The 18,465-nt window shown below is 73.9% G+C and carries 15 protein-coding genes; 9 read left to right on the top strand and 6 right to left on the bottom strand.

Features of this window, described 5'->3' with window-relative positions:
- Positions 1-8 precede the first annotated feature (8 nt).
- The gene (locus tag A2CP1_RS14960; protein ID WP_012634033.1) at positions 9-1,925 is read right to left on the bottom strand and encodes an alpha/beta hydrolase; all 1,917 of its coding nucleotides are present in this window, start codon (positions 1,923-1,925) and stop codon (positions 9-11) included.
- A gap of 168 nt (positions 1,926-2,093) precedes the next feature.
- Between A2CP1_RS14960 and A2CP1_RS14955 the strand changes: the two genes are divergently transcribed.
- From A2CP1_RS14955 to A2CP1_RS14940, 4 genes are all read left to right on the top strand, one after another.
- On the top strand, positions 2,094-3,086 hold the full coding sequence (locus A2CP1_RS14955; RefSeq protein ID WP_012634032.1) for a glycosyltransferase family 2 protein: 993 nt from the start codon (positions 2,094-2,096) through the stop codon (positions 3,084-3,086).
- Positions 3,087-3,116: 30 nt separating this feature from the next.
- Positions 3,117-3,950 (top strand): SGNH/GDSL hydrolase family protein, encoded by an 834-nt coding sequence (locus tag A2CP1_RS14950; protein WP_012634031.1) that lies wholly within the window; start codon positions 3,117-3,119, stop codon positions 3,948-3,950.
- 35 nt (positions 3,951-3,985) lie between these two features.
- Positions 3,986-4,636, top strand: coding sequence for an acyltransferase (locus A2CP1_RS14945; RefSeq protein WP_245529791.1), 651 nt, complete (start codon positions 3,986-3,988; stop codon positions 4,634-4,636).
- Between the two features lie 146 nt (positions 4,637-4,782).
- Positions 4,783-6,846 (top strand): PKD domain-containing protein, encoded by a 2,064-nt coding sequence (locus tag A2CP1_RS14940; protein ID WP_012634029.1) that lies wholly within the window; start codon positions 4,783-4,785, stop codon positions 6,844-6,846.
- A gap of 66 nt (positions 6,847-6,912) precedes the next feature.
- Here the strand turns inward: A2CP1_RS14940 and A2CP1_RS14935 are convergent, their stop codons facing one another.
- On the bottom strand, positions 6,913-8,064 hold the full coding sequence (locus tag A2CP1_RS14935) for a glycosyltransferase family 4 protein (RefSeq protein ID WP_245529790.1): 1,152 nt from the start codon (positions 8,062-8,064) through the stop codon (positions 6,913-6,915).
- Positions 8,061-9,632, bottom strand: a complete 1,572-nt coding sequence (locus A2CP1_RS14930) for a class I adenylate-forming enzyme family protein (protein ID WP_012634027.1) — start codon at positions 9,630-9,632, stop codon at positions 8,061-8,063. Before A2CP1_RS14930 ends, A2CP1_RS14935 begins: the two co-directional genes overlap by 4 nt.
- Positions 9,633-9,860: 228 nt before the next feature.
- Between A2CP1_RS14930 and nadE the strand changes: the two genes are divergently transcribed.
- From nadE to A2CP1_RS14915, 3 genes are read left to right on the top strand one after another with little or no spacing between them, the layout of a single operon-like run.
- Positions 9,861-10,832 carry an NAD(+) synthase gene (gene nadE / locus A2CP1_RS14925; RefSeq protein WP_012634026.1) on the top strand — a complete coding sequence of 324 codons (972 nt, stop codon included), beginning with the start codon at positions 9,861-9,863 and terminating at the stop codon, positions 10,830-10,832.
- Position 10,833: 1 nt separating this feature from the next.
- A complete protein-coding gene (gene asnB / locus A2CP1_RS14920; protein WP_012634025.1) occupies positions 10,834-12,870 on the top strand; it encodes an asparagine synthase (glutamine-hydrolyzing) in 2,037 nt (678 codons plus the stop codon).
- Complete coding sequence (locus A2CP1_RS14915; RefSeq protein ID WP_012634024.1) at positions 12,867-13,130, top strand: acyl carrier protein; 264 nt, start codon at positions 12,867-12,869, stop codon at positions 13,128-13,130. The genes asnB and A2CP1_RS14915 overlap by 4 nt, the downstream gene beginning before the upstream one ends.
- A 19-nt stretch (positions 13,131-13,149) precedes the next feature.
- On the opposite strand, the gene A2CP1_RS14910 is transcribed toward A2CP1_RS14915, so the two are convergent.
- Positions 13,150-13,647: a hypothetical protein gene (locus tag A2CP1_RS14910; RefSeq protein ID WP_012526862.1), complete on the bottom strand. Its 498-nt coding sequence runs from the start codon at positions 13,645-13,647 to the stop codon at positions 13,150-13,152.
- 112 nt (positions 13,648-13,759) lie between these two features.
- Between A2CP1_RS14910 and A2CP1_RS14905 the strand changes: the two genes are divergently transcribed.
- A complete protein-coding gene (locus tag A2CP1_RS14905; protein WP_012634023.1) occupies positions 13,760-14,641 on the top strand; it encodes a WecB/TagA/CpsF family glycosyltransferase in 882 nt (293 codons plus the stop codon).
- 24 nt (positions 14,642-14,665) lie between these two features.
- Here A2CP1_RS14905 and A2CP1_RS14900 read toward each other — a convergent pair whose 3' ends face one another.
- Positions 14,666-15,880, bottom strand: a complete 1,215-nt coding sequence (locus A2CP1_RS14900; protein WP_245529789.1) for a TonB-dependent receptor — start codon at positions 15,878-15,880, stop codon at positions 14,666-14,668.
- The gene (locus tag A2CP1_RS14895; RefSeq protein WP_012634021.1) at positions 15,877-16,509 is read right to left on the bottom strand and encodes a polysaccharide biosynthesis/export family protein; all 633 of its coding nucleotides are present in this window, start codon (positions 16,507-16,509) and stop codon (positions 15,877-15,879) included. The genes A2CP1_RS14900 and A2CP1_RS14895 overlap by 4 nt, the downstream gene beginning before the upstream one ends.
- A gap of 574 nt (positions 16,510-17,083) precedes the next feature.
- Here A2CP1_RS14895 and A2CP1_RS14890 point away from each other — a divergent pair.
- Entirely contained in the window at positions 17,084-18,460 is a 1,377-nt protein-coding gene (locus A2CP1_RS14890) for a sugar transferase (RefSeq protein ID WP_012634020.1), read from the top strand.
- Positions 18,461-18,465: the final 5 nt, after the last annotated feature.

The raw sequence follows: 18,465 nt of genomic DNA, 5'->3' as shown, positions 1-18,465 counted from the left end.
CGCGCCGCTCAGGCGGTGCGACGGGCCGCGGGCGGGGCCTCGGCGACCGATCCGCCGCGCGCCTCGGCCCAGCCGATCACGGCGTCGAGGAACGCCCGGGCGTGCTCGGGGAGCGAGAACCCCGGGTCGGCGTTCGGGATGCTCTTCGTCGAGACGCGCGCCTCGGCGCCGCCCGCCGACGTGCGGAACCCCGGCCAGAGCTCGGAGAAGTACCAGGAGTTGTGCGTCGCGCCGAACAGGCACAGGACGGGGATGCGCCGCGCCAGGCAACCGCGGAAGGCCGCCACCAGCCCGAGGTTGGCCAGCGGCCCGAGGCGGGCCTGGAACCAGGCGTCGTCCGCCTTCGCCCGCCGCGGCCACAGGCGCCGCACCAGCGCCACCCGGAGCGACGTGAGCAGGCTCCGGTAGTCGCTCTTCATGCTGAAGAAGCGCCGCCAGGCCTCGGCGTCGAGCAGCTTGCGGGCATACGACCGCAGGAAGTGGTCCGCCGCGGCGCGCGCCACCGGCACCGGCGCGGCGGCCTCGTCGGCGCCGATGTGCGGCGTGAGCAGGAACGGCAGCTCGGAGGCGACGACGCCCGCCACGCGCGGGTCGGAGGCGCCCACGCGCACCGACGTGTTGGCGCCGCCGCAGAGGCCGACCAGGAACGCCGACCCGACGCCGATCGAAGACTCCAGGAAGGCGAGCGCGGCCCGCGTGTCCTCCACGAACACCCCGTTCTCGATGTCGTTGTAGAGGTCCGCCACGCTGGCGTGATCGATGGTGCCGTCGCTGTCGCCGATGCCGTGCGGGTCCGGCCGGAGCGCCACCCACCCGCGCCGGGCCAGCTCGCGCGCCAGCCGCACGTACAGCCGGTAGCGGGCGGTGCGGCAGTTGAAGCCAGGCGTGACCATCAGCACCGCAGGCCGCGAGCGGTCGACGGTCTCGGGGAGGTGGAGGATGGCCCGGAGCGTCCCGCTCGCGGCCGGGATCGTGACCGCACGCTCCACGCAGCCGTCGGCGGCGCGCCACTCCGTGGCCGGCGGCTCGGGCGCCGCGTGGACGGGGAGGGGGGCGGTGGCGGGGAGCGCCGCGATCCAGCGCAGCGTCGCCTCGAACAGCGCCGCCGGGCGAACCGTGTCCGCGTACTCGTCGTTCTGCTGCCAGGGCGGCGGGGCCTGGATCAGCTCCAGGCGCGCGTCCCCGAGCGCGGTCCGGAGCCGCTCCAGGTCGCGGCGCGGCCTCGGCTCGGCGCGGGCCGAGATCTGCGCGATGAACGCCGGCCCGCGGGCGGGCGCCACGGGCGCGCCGAGGTCGATGTCGGCGATGGAGCGGTGGATCGCCTCGGTGACCGGATGCCCCTCCACGATCACCTGGCCGCCCGCGGCGAGGTGCTCGCGGAGCTGGTCGCGCGTGCGCGGTGCGCGCCCGGTGTTGGTCATCTCCTTGACCATCACGGCGCGGAGCAGGCCGTCCACGTAGCGCTCTCCGCTCACCACCGGCTCCCACAGCGCGAGCGCCACGTCCAGCCCGCCGCGTGCCGCCGCCAGCGTGGCGAGCGTGGCGCCCAGGCGCAGGCCCCAGAGCCCCTCGCACCGGACGCCCGCGCGCCGCTCCAGCTCCAGGCGCGCCGCCAGCACGTCCTCGACGTGGTCGTCCGCCGTGAACTCCTCGAACAGCCCCTCGCTGTCGCCGTAGCCACGCACGTCGAAGCGCAGCACCCAGTGGCCCGCGGCGGCGAGCGCGCGCGCCCACTCGACACAGGTGCGCTGCGCGAACCCCCGCTCCTCGCCGAAGGGGGCGCACAGCAGCCACCCTCCGCGGGACGCCGCCGGATCCGGCGGCGCATGGAGGACCGCGAACAGGCGCCGGCCGGCGCTGGTGAAGTAGAATGCCTGCTCGTCCGTCGCCGCCGGGGGGCGGCCCGCCATGTTCGCATCGCGCATTGCCGGTACGATTATCCCATGCCGAGCGCGCCCGCGCCCAGACGCGTCCGTGCCGCGTGAGGCTCCCTTGGCCCGGTGTCACGCGGCCACGCGATGGGGCGGTCGTGCCGTCCGCGCGCGGGACTTGTCCGGTCGCGGCGATGCGGTACACGGTCGAGACGCCACGCCATGACCCCGCGACCGTACTGTGTGATCACGCCCTGCCGCGACGAGGCCCGGTTCGCGCGCCGGACCCTCGACTCCGTCATCGCCCAGACCGAGCCGCCCGCGCTCTGGGTGATCGTGGACGACGGCTCGAAGGACGAGACCCCCGCCATCCTCGCCGAGTATGCCGCGCGCGTCCCCTGGATCCGGGTGCTCCGCCGCGCCGACCGGGGGGACCGGAAGGTGGGCGGCGGGGTGATCGAGGCGTTCGACGCCGGCCTCGAGACGGTGGACCTCGACGCGTTCGACTACGTCTGCAAGCTCGATCTCGACCTCGACCTGCCGCCCGGCTACTTCGCCGCGCTGATGGACCGGATGGAGGCGCAGCCACGCCTCGGCACCTGCTCCGGCAAGGCGTACTACGTGCGCGGGGACGCGGGCACGCCCATGCCGTTCCCGCTCGGCGCGGACCCGCGCCTCGTCTCGGAGCGGATCGGCGACGACGTCTCGGTGGGCGCGAGCAAGTTCTACCGGGTCTCGTGCTTCCGGCAGATCGGCGGCTTCGTCCGCGCGGTGATGTGGGACGGGATCGACACGCACCGCTGCCGCCAGCGAGGCTGGATCGCGACCTCGTGGGACGAGCCCGAGCTGCGCTTCCTGCACCTCCGGCCGATGGGCACCAGCCACAAGAGCTGGTGGACCGGGCGGGCGCGGCACGGCTCCGGCCAGTACTTCATGGGCACGAGCCCGCTGTGGCTGCTGGCGAGCGCGGCGTTCCGCATGACCCGCCCGCCCCTGGTGGTCGGCGGCGTCGCCATCCTCTACGGTTACCTGCGGAGCCTCCTCGCCGGCGCGCCCCGCTACGGCGACGCGGCGTTCCGCAGCTTCCTGCGGCGCTACCAGCTCCAGTGCCTGCTCAAGGGCAAGCGGCGCGCCACCGCCGAGCTGGACGCGCGCCAGGCGTCGGTGTGGAATCCACGCGGCGAGGTCCCGGACTCGTTCCGAGCGGCCTCGTAGCGCCTGCCTCCTGCCGGACCGAGGACGACCATGACGACCCCGCCGCTCGCCGTCCACGCACTCCTCGGCCTGGTCGCGTTCGCGGCCATGGCGGTCGCCTCGCGCGTGCGCGCCGAGCCGCGCGAGCGGCGCGATCTGCAGGCGGTCTCGGAGCGGCGGGTGTTCTTCGGACACCAGTCGGTCGGCGGAAACGTCATCCAGGGGCTCCAGGATCTCGCCGCGCAGCAGGGCGTGCCGCTCCGGATCGTGGAGGCCCGCGCGCCCGGCGTCGGCGCGGGCACCTTCGCGCACGAGGCGGTCGCCGAGAACGGCGACCCCATGCGCAAGCTGCGGAGCTTCTCCGCCGCGCTCGCCCCCGGCGGCGAGGGCGCGGGGGCCGAGGTGGCGCTGCTCAAGTTCTGCTACGTGGACATCCACGCCGACACCGACGTGGCGTCCCTGTTCGCCGCCTACCGGAAGACCATCGCGGAGCTCCAGGCGGTGAGCCCGGCCACGACGTTCGTGCACGTGACCGCCCCGCTCCAGACCGTCGAGGGCGGCGTGCGCGGGTGGGCGAAGGAGCTCCTGGGCAAGCCGCGGTGGGGGACGCAGCACAACGCGCGCCGCGAGGAGTTCAACGCGCTCATGCGTCGGGAGTACGGCGGGAAGGCGCCGCTGTTCGACCTCGCGCGCGTGGAGTCCACGCGCCCGGACGGGAGCGCGGAGACGTCCGCCTGGCAGGGCGGGGCCGTCCCGTCGCTCGTGCCGGCGTACACGGACGACGGCGGGCACCTGAACGCGGAGGGGCGGGCACGCGCGGCCCGGGCCCTCGCGTCGGTGATCGCGTCGGTGCCGCGCGAGCCGGCCCCGGCGGCGGCGCGCTGAGGCGCTCGCGGCGGCGGCTCGCGCCTGGGGGAGTCATGGCGGCAAGGCATCTGGCGGTCGGGATGGTCGGCGGCATCGCGACGCTGCTCGCGGTGCTCCTTCGCGTGGCGGAGCCCGCGGCGGCGCCGCTCCAGCGGCTCTGGCGGCTCGCGCGGCTTCGCGCGCGCGTGGACGGGACGGTACCCGTCACCACCCAGTTCGATGGAGCGGTGGAGACGGGCGGGCGGCTGCGCCTGGAGCTCGGCGAGCACTGCCGCCTCGGCCGCCGGGTGTTCCTCGAGACCTGCGAGGGGGGGAGGATCCAGCTCGGCGCGCACGTCCGGATCAACGCCGGAGCGTTCATCGTGGCGTACTCCGAGATCTCGATCGGGCGTGACGCGCTCATCGCGGAGTACGTCAGCATCCGCGACGCCGATCATGGCCTGGCCGCGGACGGGCTCGTCCGCACACAACCGCACACATCCCGCCCGATCCACATCGGCGAGGGCGCCTGGATCGGCCGCGGCGCGGTGGTGCTGAAGGGCGTCAGCATCGGCGCCGGTGCGGTCGTCGCCGCGAACAGCGTGGTCACCAAGGACGTGCGGCCGATGGCGATCGTGGCGGGCGTTCCAGCGAAGGAGATCCGCCTCCGGGACGGGGCGCCGCTGGCGGCCGCGACGCCGCGGGCTCCGGGCGCGCGAGGCTGAAGGACCATCACGGTGAGCGTATGCCTACATGTCCGTCCACAACCTCACAAGACCCTTAGCCTAGTCAGGTCCGGTAATGGTCTCCCTGTCGGTGTCGTGTTTATAAGGGACAGCCTCGTAGACACCGATCAAGGAGAGACCCACCGATGCACTTCCAGCCTGTCTCGAAGGGAACGGCGGCGGCCGCGCTGGCCATCGCCTCCATGCTGGCTCTGGGCTGTTCCGGCACCAACTCCACCTTCGAAGACCCTGCTGGACAGGCGCCGGGTGTCACCGTCTCCCCGGGCGCGGCCACGGTCTACCCCGAGCAGAGCCTCACGTTCCAGGCGAACGTGACGGGATATGCGAACCCCGGGGTCACCTGGTCGATCGCGGACGGGACGAACGGCGGCACGATCAGCGCCGATGGCTTCTACACCGCCCCCTCGAGCACCGGCACGTACCGGGTCGTCGCGACCAGCGTCGCGAACCCGTCCCTGAGCGCCAGCGCCACCGTCACCGTCTCGACGGCCCCCCCGCCGCCGCCGGACGGCTCGACGATGACGGCGGCGCACCGGACCTCCGGCGTCGCGCCGCTGGCGGTGTTCTTCGACGCGGTCGACACCACGCCCACCGGCAGCGCCTCGCCCTTCAACTGGGCCAGCAACGTGTACCAGCCCGCCGACCTCGAGGGCGCCCAGTACACGTGGAGCTTCGGTGACCCGGGCTCCGGAAACTGGAGCACGACCGGGAAGTCGAAGAACGCGGCGACCGGGTACACGGCCGCCCACGTCTTCGAGAACCCCGGCACGTACACCGTGTCGCTCACCGTCGTGGACACCGCCGGGGTCACGCGGACCTACACCCAGACCATCAACGTCTCGGCGTTCAGCGGCACGACGTTCTTCGTCGCCGCGAACGGCAGCGACTCGAACAACGGCACGTCGCAGTCCACGCCCTTCCAGACGGTCAATCGCGCGATGACGGCCGCGCTGGCCGCCAGCGGTCCGGTGCAGGTCCTCTTCCGGCGGGGCGACACGTTCTCCGCCTCCTCCATCTACGCGATCACCAAGCCCGGCCCCGGGATCATCGGTGCGTATGGCTCGGGCAACCGCCCGGTCATCAACGTCGCGGACCTGGGGGATGGGAACGTCTTCAGCCCGCGGGGAACGGGCGCCGACTGGCGCATCATGGATCTCGACATGCGCGGTGCGAACCCGTCGACCGCGACCGGGCCCATCGGGCCGGACGTCTCGCATCAGGGCGTGAACCTGCTCGTCCTGCGGCTGCGTGCCAGCAACTTCTACGTCGGGCTCGGATGGGGAGACTGGACGCCGATCTACGCGACGCCCCACGACGGCATGTTCATCGTGGACAGCGAGTCCCCGAACAACGGCGGGTACGGGATGTACCTGGGCGGCCGGAGGATCGCACTCCTCGGAAACGTCGCGAGCGATCCCGGCCAGACGCACGTGTGCCGGGTATGGCAGGCGCACAAGGCCGTGATCTCGAACAACCAGTTCCTGCGCCCCGGAGGACAGCGCCACGCGCTCAAGCTGCACGGGCCGCAGCTGAACGACGGCCGCCCCGAGACGCGGTGGGTCTCCATCAACGACAACGTGTTCCAGGCGAGCGGCACGTCCCAGTGGACGGTCTCGATCGGCTCGGCCAGCAGCGTGGCGAACGAGAACGGTCCCGTCTCGCACCTGGTGCTCGAGCGAAACCGGTTCGGCGGGTCGGCGTCGCTGGTCGCGGACATCGAGACGGAGTCGAGCCACGCCATGGTCCGCAACAACGTCTTCGACGACACGCTCGCGTCCGGCGTGACCTCGATCCTGTGGGAGCAGCGCAACAGCGTCGTCCCTGCGCCCTCGGACATCCGCATCTACAACAACACGTTCTACAACGGGTCGGCCAGCGGCGGCTCCGGGCTCATCCGGACCAACTCGACGACGACCAACCTCCGGCTCCGGAACAACCTGTACGCCGCCGACTCGACCGGGAACATCAGCCTCGTCCAGGGGACGCGCGGCGCCGGCTGGGCGGAAGACGTCAACCTGGTGGTCGGCCTGTCGGCGCTCGCGAACCCCGGGGGCGGGGACTTCACGCTGCCGGTCGGCTCTCCGGCGGTGGACGCAGGCCTGAACCTGTCCGACGTCCGGGGCGACTACCTGCTCGCGCCGCGGCCGCGGGGTGCGGGGCTGGACGTCGGAGCCTTCGAGTCACGCTGAGCCCGACCCGGGCGCCGGCTGCTGCCTGACCGATGCCGTCCTCCAGCTCGGGGGACGGCATCGCCGTCAGAACGATCGCTTCCAGCGCTGGACGAGATCGCCGAACGAGGTCGGGCACTCGACCGTCGCATAGGCGTCCGCGGTGGTCCGGGAGAGGCGCGCGTACTCCGCGGGATCCGACAGCACCGTCTCGATCGCGTCGGCGAGCGAGGCCGGCGACCTGGCCCGGAAGAAGCGGAGGCCGCGGCCGTCGACGAAGGCCTGCGTGAACACCGGGTGGTCCGAGGCGACCACCGGCGTCCGGCTCGCGAGGGCCTCGGTCAGCGTCAGGGGCATGCCCTCGGTGAACTCCGGCCGTGTCGGCACGCACACGAGCGTGCTGTCCAGCATCAGGCGGAACGCCTCCTCGTTTCCTACTGGGCCGGGGAACGTCGCGAGACCCGGTGGCAGGGACTTCGCGCGAGCGCGCAGCGCCTCGAGATCGGCGCCGCTGCCCACCGCGGTGAGACGCACGGGCCGTCCTCGCGCGTGCAGGAGGCGCATCCCCTCCAGCAGGTCCCCGACGCCCTTCTTCTCCGTCATCGCGCCCACGTACGCGACGCGCCAGGGCGCGCCCGGCTTCAGGGTCTTCGCCGGCGAGTCTCGCGGATGGCGCGTGCCCGGCCAGTCCCACGCGATCGACTTCCGCGGGTCGATGCCGAACCGCGCCATCGACGAGGTGGCCGGGGCCTTGTGGTTCCCGACGAGGAACACGCTGCGGTCGTTGAGCAGCGGGGCCAGCCTCCGGCTCACGAAGCGGTTCTTGGCGTCGGGGTCGTCGAAGGTGTTGGCGAAGACGACGAGCGTGCCGACGCCGCGCGCGACGCTGTACCGGAGCACCTGCCAGGCCAGGATGCCGCCCGTGCGGAGCAGGAGGTGGGTGGGACGGAAGCGCTCGAGCTCCCGGACGATCCGGCGGCCCCAGAGCGCCATCGCGATCGTGGATGGCAGCGGGCGCGGCAGCGCGCGCACCGGCAGCCCCACGAGCTCGCCCGCTCCCCGCCGCTCTCGATAGGCGGGCGCGTTCAGGCTGACGACCAGGTGAGGATCGCCCTCGAACAGCGCGTCGAGCGTCCGGAGGGTGTAGGCCATGCCGAAGTACGGCTCGGGCTCGCCGCGCGCGATGAGCTCGAGCGCGGCGGAGTAGTCTCCGTGCCCGACCATCGCGATCCGCCTCACGGCCCCGTCCTCCGCGCCAGCTCCGCACGCAGCAGCTTCCCCGACTCGTTCCGCGGCAGCGCGTCCACGAACGTGAAGCGCACCGGGACCTGGTACGCCGGCAGGTGCTCGCGGCAGAAGCGGCGCAGGTCGTCCTCGGTCGGCGACGCGCCGGGGCGCGGCACCACGAACGCCACCGGCAGCTCGCCCATCAGCGCGTCCTGCACCCCGACGACCGCCGCCTCGGCGACGTCGGGGTGGCGGGCCACCGCGTGCTCGATCTCGATCGGGCTCACGCGGTGCCCGCCGACCTTGAGGATCTCCTTCGACCGGCCGCGGTGGAAGAAGAAGCCGTCCGCGTCGCGCGAGGCGAGGTCGCCCGTCCACAGCCACCCGTCGTGCAGGATGGCGGCGGTCTCCTCGGGCTCGTCCAGGTAACCGAGCGTCACGTTGTCGCCGCGCGCCACCAGGTGGCCGGTCTCGCCGGTGGCCAGCTCCCGGCCGCCGTCGTCCACCACCCGGAGCTCGACGCCCGGGATGGCGACGCCCATCGAGCCGAGCTTCTCCTCGCCACGCTCCGGCGGCAGGTAGGCGAGCCGCGCGGTCGCCTCGGTCTGCCCGTACATGACGAACAGCCGCGCGGGCTGGAACGCGTTGCGCACCCAGGCGACCGTGTCCGGCGCCATCGCGCCGCCGGCCTGCGTCAGGTAGCGCAGGGTGGGGAAGCGCATGGACGCGACGTCCACCTGGCGGCGGATGATCTCGAACGTGAGCGGGACGCCGGCGAAGCCGGTGCAGCCCTCGCCGGTCATGGCCTCGAGGACCACGCGCGGGAACGCGAAGCGGCCGTCCAGGAACATTGAGCCGCCGGCCAGCAGGTGCGTCTGCAGCACGCTGCGCCCGTAGCAGTAGTAGAGCGGGAGGATCAGCAGCGCGCGGTCGGACTCGCCGAGCTCGAGGTACTGGACGATGGAGCGCGAGTTCGCGTCCACGTTCCGGAACGTCTGCACCACGCCGCGCGGCTGGCCGGTGCTGCCGGAGGTGTAGAGGACGAGCGCGGGCTGGTCGGGCGAGAGCGCCGGGGAGGGCGGGGGCGGCGCCGCACCCTCGGCCGGATCCACCCGGCCGTCCTCGATCACCCAGGTCGCAGGGGTGCCGCCGAGCGCGTCGAGGAGCGCCGCCGGCGGGGCGCCGGGGTGCACGACCCAGAGTCGCTCGAGCGGGTGGCTCCGGCAGAGCCCACCCCACGTCCGTGCGTCGCGACCCCAGACCAGCGCGTGGCGCGTCCGGGTCTGCGCGAGGATGCGCCCGAGGATCTCCGGCGACCACTCCCGGTTCACCTCGACGGTGGTGGCGCCGAGCGCGTTCACGGCGAGCCCCGCCGCGACGGTCGCCGGAAGGTTCGGCAGCGCGAGCACGACCCGGTCGCCGGGACGTACGCCCCGGGCCGCGAGGTGGCCCGCGAGCGCGCGCACGCGCCCGGCGAGCTCGCCGTACGTCACGCGCATGGAGGGCGTCGCCACCGCCGGCGCCTCGGGGCGCCGCTCGGCGTGCGCGAACAGCCAGTCGTGTAGGAACGGAGATCGCACGGCAGCGCCCACCCCTGGTCGCCAGACCCGCACCGCGCCACCATCGGTACCCCCACGCGGCCGCGCGCGCAATGCCGCGCGGCGTCCCGTGCTCATGGAAGCCCCGCCATCCCGCGGGAGCGGCGGGGGGATCGAGCCTAGAATCCCGACTTCGGCGCCGGGGGGCACCCGTCAACGTGGGACTGCCATGCCGCGCCCCGCAGGCGCGATAGTCGCGGTCGGGGGAACATGTTCACCAGAGACGTCCTGAAGATCGACGCGCCGCTCGTCTCCGAGCGGATCGAGGGGAGCATCCGCGAGCAGGTCCTGGGGACCCTGCGTCGCCGTGGCGCGGTCGTCGGGATGTCCGGGGGCATCGACAGCTCGGTGGTCGCCTCGCTCTGCGTCCGCGCGCTCGGCGCGGATCGGGTGGTGGGCCTGCTCATGCCGGAGCGCGACTCGTCCGGCGACGCGCTGCGGCTGGGCCGCATGCTGGCCGCCCACCTCGGCATCCGGCACGTGGTGGAGGACATCGCCCCGGCGCTGGAGGGGCTGGGCTGCTATGCGCGCCAGCTCGAGGCGATCCGCATGGCGGTGCCGGAGTACGGAGACGGCTGGCGCTGCAAGCTCACGCTCCCCTCGCTCCTGGAGGGCGAGCGGCTCAACATCACCAGCCTCACCGTGTCGGATCCCCGAGGAACCCAGCGGACCGTGCGCATGCCGCCCGCGGCGTACCTGCAGATGGTCGCGGCGACGAACTTCAAGCAGCGCACGCGCAAGATGATGGAGTACTACCACGCCGATCGCCTGAACTACGCGGTGGCGGGGACGCCCAACCGGCTCGAGTACGACCAGGGCTTCTTCGTGAAGCAGGGCGACGGCGCCGCGGACTTCAAGCCCATCGCGCACCTCTACAAGACCCAGGTCTACGCGCTGGCCGAGCACCTCGGCGTGCCGGAGGAGATCCGCCGGCGGCCGCCCACCACCGACACGTTCTCGCTGGCGCAGACGCAGGAGGAGTTCTACTTCGCGCTGCCGTACCGCGAGATGGACCTGTGCCTGTGGGCGCACGAGCACGACACGCCGGCCGCCGAGGTGGCGCCGGTGCTGGGCCTCACGCCGGAGCAGGTCGAGCGCGTCTACCGCGACATCGAGGCGAAGCGCCGGGTGAGCAGGTACCTGCACCAGGCGCCGCTGCTCGTGGCGGATCCGCGGGGCTGACATGTGCGGCATCGCCGGCATCGTCTCGCTGCGCGACGGGAGCCCGCCGCCGGGGCTCGACGAGCTCCAGGCGATGACCGGCGCGCTGCGGCACCGCGGCCCCGACGAGTTCGGCCTGTACCGCGACGCCCGCGCCGGCCTCGGCCACGCGCGCCTCTCGATCATCGACCTCGCCACCGGGCAGCAGCCGCTCTCCAACGAGGACGGCACGCTGTGGATCGCGTTCAACGGCGAGATCTTCAACTACCTGGAGCTGCGCGAGGAGCTCGTCGCGCTCGGGCACCGGTTCCGGACGCGCAGCGACACCGAGGTGATCGTCCACGCGTTCGAGGCGTGGGGCGAGGACGCGTTCGCGCGCTTCAACGGCCAGTTCGCGGTGGCGCTGTGGGACTCGGCGCGCCGGCGGCTGGTGCTGGCGCGCGACCGGGTCGGCGTCCGGCCGCTCTACCTCTGCGAGCACGCCGGTCGGCTGTGGTTCGCCTCCGAGGTGTGCGCGCTGTTCGCGGGCGCGCCGGACCTCCCGCGCGCGCTGGACCCGGTGGGCCTGGCGGAGACGTTCACGTTCTGGACGGTGGTGCCGCCGCAGTCGGTGTTCGCCGGCGTGACCGAGCTCGAGCCCGGCCACGTCCGCACGGTGTCGCGCGAGGGCACCACCGACCGCGCGTTCTGGGAGCCGTCGTACCCCGCAGGCGAGCGCGGCTTCCGCGGCTCGCTCGACGAGGCCGTCGAGCGCGTGCGGGCGTCGCTCGAGCAGGCGGTCCGGCTGCGGATGCTCCGGGCCGACGTGCCGGTGGGCAGCTACCTCTCCGGCGGGCTGGACAGCTCGCTGGTGGCGGCGCTGGGCCGGCGCGTGAAGGGCGACCGCTTCTGCACGTACTCGATCCGCTTCGAGGACGCGGAGTACGACGAGACCGCGTTCCAGCGCGCGGTGGCGGCCCTGATCGAGAGCGATCACCGCGAGATCGTCGTCCGCCGCGCCGACATCGCCGAGGCGTTCCCGCAGGTCGTCGCGCACGCCGAGCGGCCCCTGCTCCGGACCGCGCCGGCGCCGCTGTTCCTGCTCTCGCGGCTGGTGCGCGACTCCGGGATCAAGGTCGTGCTCACCGGCGAGGGCGCCGACGAGATGTTCGCCGGCTACGACCTCTTCCGCGAGGGCAAGGTGCGCCGGTTCTGGGGCCGGCAGCCCGCGTCGGTGCTCCGCCCGCGCTTGCTGGAGCGGCTCTACCCGTATCTCGCGCGGTCCCCGGTGGCCCAGCGGGCCATGGCGAGGGAGTTCTTCGGCAGGGGCCGCGAGGCGCCGGGGGTGCCCGGCTTCGCGCACCAGACCCGCTGGCAGTCGGCGGCGGCGCTCCAGCGGATCTTCACGCCGGGCGTCCGCGAGGCGGCGCGGTCGGTGGACGTGGTGGCGCGCCTGCTCCGCGATCTGCCGCCTTCGTTCGGCGCCTGGGCCACGCTCTCGCAGGATCAGTACCTGGAGGTGCGCACGCTGCTCTCGGGGTACCTGCTGTCGTCCCAGGGCGACCGGATGCTGATGGCGCACTCGGTGGAGGGGCGCTTCCCGTTCCTCGACGCGGACGTGATCGAGCTCGCGAACGCGCTCCCGCCCTCGTACAAGCTCCGCGTGCTCGACGAGAAGCACGCGCTGAAGCGCGCCGCGGCAGGGCTGGTGCCGCCCGAGATCGTGCGCCGGCCCAAGCAGCCCTACCGCGCGCCCGACGCGCTCAGCTTCGTCGGGCCCGGCGCGCCGGGGTGGGCCGCCGAGCTGATGAGCCCGGAGGGCGTCGCGCGCGCCGGCGTGTTCGAGCCGCGTGCGGTGGACCGGCTCTGGCGGAAGTGCCAGGCGTCCGCGGGCGGGGAGCAGCTCTCGAACGCGGACAACATGGCGGTGGTGGGCGTGCTGTCCACGGGCCTGCTGCACGATCGGCTGGTGCGGAGGGCGCCGGAGCGGGCCGGCCGGCTCCAGCTCACGACCTTGGTGGACCGCCTGGGCGAGCGCCCCGGCCTTGCGAACGGATTCCAGGAGAGGCAGGCGACATGACGACCCAGCAGATCATCCGGAAGTTCATCCTCGAGAACTTCTACGTCAGCGATCCTTCGGAGGTCGCGGACGACACCTTGCTCGTGACCACCGGCCTGGTGGACTCGACCGGCATGCTCGAGGTGATCGCGTTCCTGGAGGAGGAGTTCGACATCCGCATCGCCGACCAGGAGACGACGCCGGAGAACCTGGAGTCCGTTGAGCGCATGGCGGCGTTCGTCGCCCGCAAGCGGCAGGGCGGGCTGGGCGCGACCGGCTAGCGGGAGGGGCGCCGCGATGTCACGGCCGCATCAGGATGCTGCCCACGAAGCGCTCGCGGCCGACGAGCTCCATGGTCTTGCGCGCGGACTTCAGGCGCGCCTTGCCCATCTCGACGCAGAGCACCGCCGCATCCACCGCGTGCGCGACCGCCACGCCGAGCGGATCGTCGAGCACCGGCGGGATCGCGACGATGATCTGCAGGTTCGGCGGGACGCCCTCGCCCCGGCCAGCCGCCGCGATCGCGTCGGCGATGCCGGACGCGGTGATGTAGTCGAGGTGCGGGAGGTTCAGCGCGGTCACCGCGCCGTCCCGGAGCTGCCGGCCGACCTCGGCGAGCGAGGCGGCCAGCGCGGCGGTGGAGCCGCCCTCGTCGGCAGGCACCAGGGCCAGCGAACGCCAGCGCGTCTTCGCGAGCATGAACCAGAGCTGCTGGCACTCCTTGCTGGGCGGCGCCTCCGGGAGGAGCACCCGCTCCTCCATCGTCTTCGCCAGCTCCGGCAGCACCGATTCGGCCATCACGCCCCCGGCGCCCTCCGGGCGCGAGGAGCTGAGCGTAGCACGGGGACCCGGCCGGCGCCGCGTGGGCGCTGTCCCCAGGGCGGTTGACGTGAGGGGAGGGGGAGCGCGGATGGTGCCTGGAGCGGGGAGCGCGGAGGCGAAGGCGCACGGCGGCGCGGGCAGCGGCGTCCGCCGCGTCCGGATCGGGCAGCTCTGGCTCGACGCGCTGACCGCGGCCGAGGCGCTCGACCGGGTCGAGGCCCTGGTCGCGGCGGGCCTGGGCGGGAGCGTCTTCACGCCCAACGTGGATCACGTGGTCACGGCGGAGGACGACTGCGCGTTCCGTGCCGCGTACGCGGCGGCCAGCCTCTCGCTCGCCGACGGCCAGGCGCTGGTGTGGGCGACGCGGCTGCTCGGGACGCCGGTGCCGGAGAAGGTGTCGGGCTCGGACCTGGTCTGGCCGCTCATGGAGCGCGCGGCCGGGGCGCGGTGGGGCGTGTACCTGCTCGGTGGCGGGCCGGGGGCGGCCGAGGTGGCCGCGGCGCGGCTGGAGCGGGAGCTCGGGGTGCGCATCGTCGGCGTGGACGCGCCGCGCATCGCGGTGGACGGCGACGCGAGCGAGTCCGCCGTGCTGGAGCGCGTCCGTCGCTCCGGCGCACACGTCGTCGTGGTGGGGCTGGGCGCGCCGAAGCAGGAGCGCTTCATCCACCGCGCGGCGGAGGCGCTGCGGCCCGCGGTCGCGTTCGGGCTCGGGGCGTCGATCGACTTCCTGGCGGGTCGCGTGCGCCGCGCGCCGGGCTGGATCTCCCGCGCCGGGCTGGAGTGGATGTTCCGGCTGGTGCAGGAGCCGCGGCGCCTCGCCCACCGGTACCTGGTGAAGGACCCGCGCTTCCTGGGCGTGCTGGCGCGGACCGCGCGATTGCCCGCCGGCGAGCGGCAGGCGCGGCGGCGCGCGCAGCCGACGCGCGACGCGGTCGCCGCGGCGCCCCGGCGCACCGGCGGGACGCCCTGACGTCCGGCGACGTCGCCGCGCGGCTCAGGGGCTCAGCGTGGGACCGCCGAGGTCCAGCGAGACGAACGCACCCGACTCGTCGAACGACGGCACGCTGGGGATGGCCGTGCGTTGCCGGCTGGCGTAGACGCCGAGCCCGAGGTGCACCGCGGACGTCGCCGCCCACTGCAGCCCGGCCTCAAGGCGCGCGCGGCGCGTGTCGTGGCCGGACTGGCGCGCGATGGCGCCCACCGCGGCGCCCGAGAGCGACCACCGCGGGGCGACCGGCCAGGCGAGGCCGAGCGTCGCGTCGAGCTGCGGGTCGGCGGCGCCGGTGGCCCGGTCGATCGCGGGCGCGAGGCGGACCACGAGCCGGGTGGCGAGCGCCGTGGAAGGCGTGGCCCGGGCCGGTTCCTCGCCCGGGGCGGCGGCCGCCGGCGCGACCGGCGTGTGGGCGATGCCGAGCTCGCCGCTGGGGAGCAGCTCGCGGGTGGCGGTGTCGCCGCGCGGGTCCTCGTAGGCGCCGGCCACGCCCCCGCCCGCCCATGCGTCGACCGCGCGCGCCAGGCGCCGGTGCCAGAGCGCGTCCGCGGTGGCGATGGCGGAGGTGGGACCCCGATCCAGCCGCGCGCCGCGACCGGTGAGGCGCAGGCCGAGGCGGTCCAGGCGGGTGAGCGCCCAGGTGACGCTCGCCTCGGCGCGCGCGCCGCGCTGGACCGGCAGCGTCGCCTCCGCGGCCGCGCCGTCGCCGCCCTCGAGGAACGCGCCGGCGAGCGCGCGCAGCTCCGTGCGAGGCCCGGCGCGGCCCTCCAAACCGAGCTCGACCCGCGCGGCCCGGTACCGCAGCCGCCGGGTGGTGGTGATGGTCTGGAGCTCGGTCCCGAGCGTCCGGCTCTCGGTGAGCAGGTCGGTGGTGCCGCGCTCGCCGCCGGCGACGGCGGACAGCCGCCAGGCCGCGTCCGGGTGGAGCTCGGCGCGGAGCTCGGCCGTGTGCAGCACCACCACGTCCGAGGAGCGGGTGAGGTCGGGCGCGCGGAGGCGCGGCGCGTAGGAGCCGCCGACGCGCAGGCGCGGAGCGGCGAGCCACCTGAGCGCGGCGCGCGGGGTCGCGACGGCCTCCAGCGTCCGGTCGTCGGCGCCGTCCCGCGGCGAGAGCTGGCGCCCGCGCCCCTCGAGCCGCAGGCCTGGCTCGAGCTGGAGCTCGCCGGCGCCCGCCAGGAGCGACGCGAGCGCGAGGGCCGCCCCGGCGACCACCGTCACTCCACCACGACCACGTCGCCGGGCTGGAGCCGGAACCCGGCCGATCGCCGGTCGGCGCGGACGAGCGCGTCGTACTCGAAGCGGATGCGCGTCACCGCGTCGCCCGGGGCCGGGCCGTGGCGCAGGACGAAGACGCGGTCCCGGTGGGCGAACTCGGTGAAGCTGCCGGCCGCGGCGAGCGCGGAGAGCACGCCCGCCCCGCGATCCAGGTCGTAGACGCCGGGCCGGATCACCTCGCCGGTGACGGAGACGCGCAGCGGCTGCATCTCGACCACCGTCACGGTGACGACGGGGTTCACGACGTAGGTCTTGAGCTGCGTCTGGATCCGCTGGGAGAGCTCGGTCGGCGTGCTCCCCGCCGCCGGGACGTCCTGGAGGAACGGCATCGACACGCGCCCGTCCTCGCGGACGCGCGTTCGCTCCACCGACATGTTGTCCTGGTTCCAGACCCGGATCCCGACGACGTCGCCGCGCGCGACGCGGTACTCGGCGTCGGCCGGCGCGGGCGGCAGGTCCTCGGCGCGCACGTAACGGCCGGTCGGCCCGCAGGCGGCGAGGGCGGTGGCGGCGACGGCGGCGAGCGCGAGGCCCGCGCGACGGCGCGCGGTGGCAGCGAGCGGATCGATCATGTCGGACGTGCGTCGCGGACGGCGCCGCGGCTCCCCCAGGCGGCCGCCCGGGAGGGCGGCGGCGCGTGCGGGATGCTACGGCCGGTGCGGGTACCCGGGTATCCACTGTTCGGGTGACCGTGAGGAGGGGCGCCGCACGCGATCGCTGCGCCGGCGGTCGCACGCGTTCCGCGGAGACCCCGAGGAGCCTCGAGCGCGCGGCCGCCGCGATGGCGCGTGATACCGCGTGCGCACGCCGCACGCGCCCCAGGTGCGACCGTCACGCGCGCGTGCCCTGACGTTCTCGACGGCGTCACGCGGACGCACCGCGACGGTGCGCGCACGTGCGAGGCGGCGTCCCGTGTTGCCCGGACGCGCATGGAGGGGGCGTGGCGCCCTGCAGCGATCGACGGCGCAATCGTGGAGATCGTCCACGAACCTGCCGTGCGCCTGCGACGCTCGGTGCGTGTCACACGGTCACTCGACCACGTTTTGGGCCGAGCAACCACAGGTGCCGCTGATGTAGAACGCGAACTGCAGGCGTTCCGGGGGGAGTTCCATGTTTCACCATCGGTCACGGTCGGGAGACGCAGCGGTGCGTCTCATCGATCTCGCTGCGCTGGCGCTCGCGCTGCCGCTCGCGTTCGAGGTCTATCGGGAGCTCTTTCGCCCCGACGCGCTCGAGGTGGTCTCGCTCGATCGCTACTGGCTCGCGCTCGTCGTCGTGATGCTGCTGTGGTCGGCCGGCGCCTGGATCTACCAGGTCTACGAGGCGGGCCCCGGCTCGCTCGCCGACGACCTCCGGCGCATGACCCGCGCGCTCATGGCCGTCGCGCTGGTGATGTTCACGCTGGTGTTCCTCGCGAAGCAGCAGGAGTCCGTCTCGCGGCTGCTCGCGGTCCTCTACTTCGCGCTGGCGTTCCCGATGCTGGCGATCGCGCGCGCCGTGCATCGCGCCGTGGCGCGCGCCGCCGGCACGCGCGCCGGGCGCGTCCGCTACTACGCGGTGGTCGGTTCGGGCGACGTGGCGGAGGAGATCATCGAGACGATCCGCGCGCACCCGGAGTGGGGGATGCGGCTCGCGGGCTACGTGCTCGAGGAGGGCGCGGTCGCGGCCAGCCCGGACTGCGTGATCCTGGGCCGGCTGGGCAACCTGGCCCGCATCCTCGAGGACCACGTGCTCGACGACGTGGTGTTCGCGGTGCCTCGCGAGCGGCTCAGCGCGGTCGAGGACGCGGTCCGCACCTGCGAGGAGCAGGGCGTCGGCGCCCTCATCTCGCTCGACGTGCTCCGGTTCGGCTACTCGCGCATGTCGGTCGGCGACATGGACGGGCTGCCCATGCTGGCGCTGTCCCGCACGCCGTCCGACCAGCTCGCGCTGGCGGCGAAGCGCGCGTTCGACATCGTGGTGAGCGCGTCGGTGCTGCTGCTCCTCTCGCCGCTGCTCCTCGGCGTGATGATCGCGATCCGGCTCGACTCGCGCGGTCCCATCTTCTTCCGCCAGCGCCGGGTGGGCGTCCACGGCCGCATCTTCGACATCCTCAAGTTCCGCAGCATGTACGTGGACGCGGAGGCGCGCCTCGAGGCGCTCCGCGCGCACAACGAGATGTCCGGCCCGGTCTTCAAGATGAAGAACGATCCGCGGGTGACGCGCATCGGCCGGTTCATCCGCCGGACCTCGCTCGACGAGTTCCCGCAGTTCTGGAACGTGCTGCGGGGCGAGATGAGCGTGGTGGGCCCGCGGCCGCCGCTGCCCTCGGAGGTGCGCCAGTACAAGCGCTGGCAGCGCCGCCGCCTCTCGGTGAAGCCGGGGATCACCTGCATCTGGCAGATCAGCGGCCGGAACGACATCGACTTCGATCGGTGGATGGAGCTCGATCTCCAGTACATCGACGAGTGGTCGCTCTGGAACGACGTGCGCATCTGCCTGAAGACGATCCCGGCCGTGCTCGGCGCCCGCGGCGCGCAGTAGCGCGG

The sequence above is a fragment of the Anaeromyxobacter dehalogenans 2CP-1 genome (assembly GCF_000022145.1).
GTDB lineage: Bacteria > Myxococcota > Myxococcia > Myxococcales > Anaeromyxobacteraceae > Anaeromyxobacter > Anaeromyxobacter dehalogenans.
This window is presented reverse-complemented; position numbering and strand designations above follow the sequence as displayed.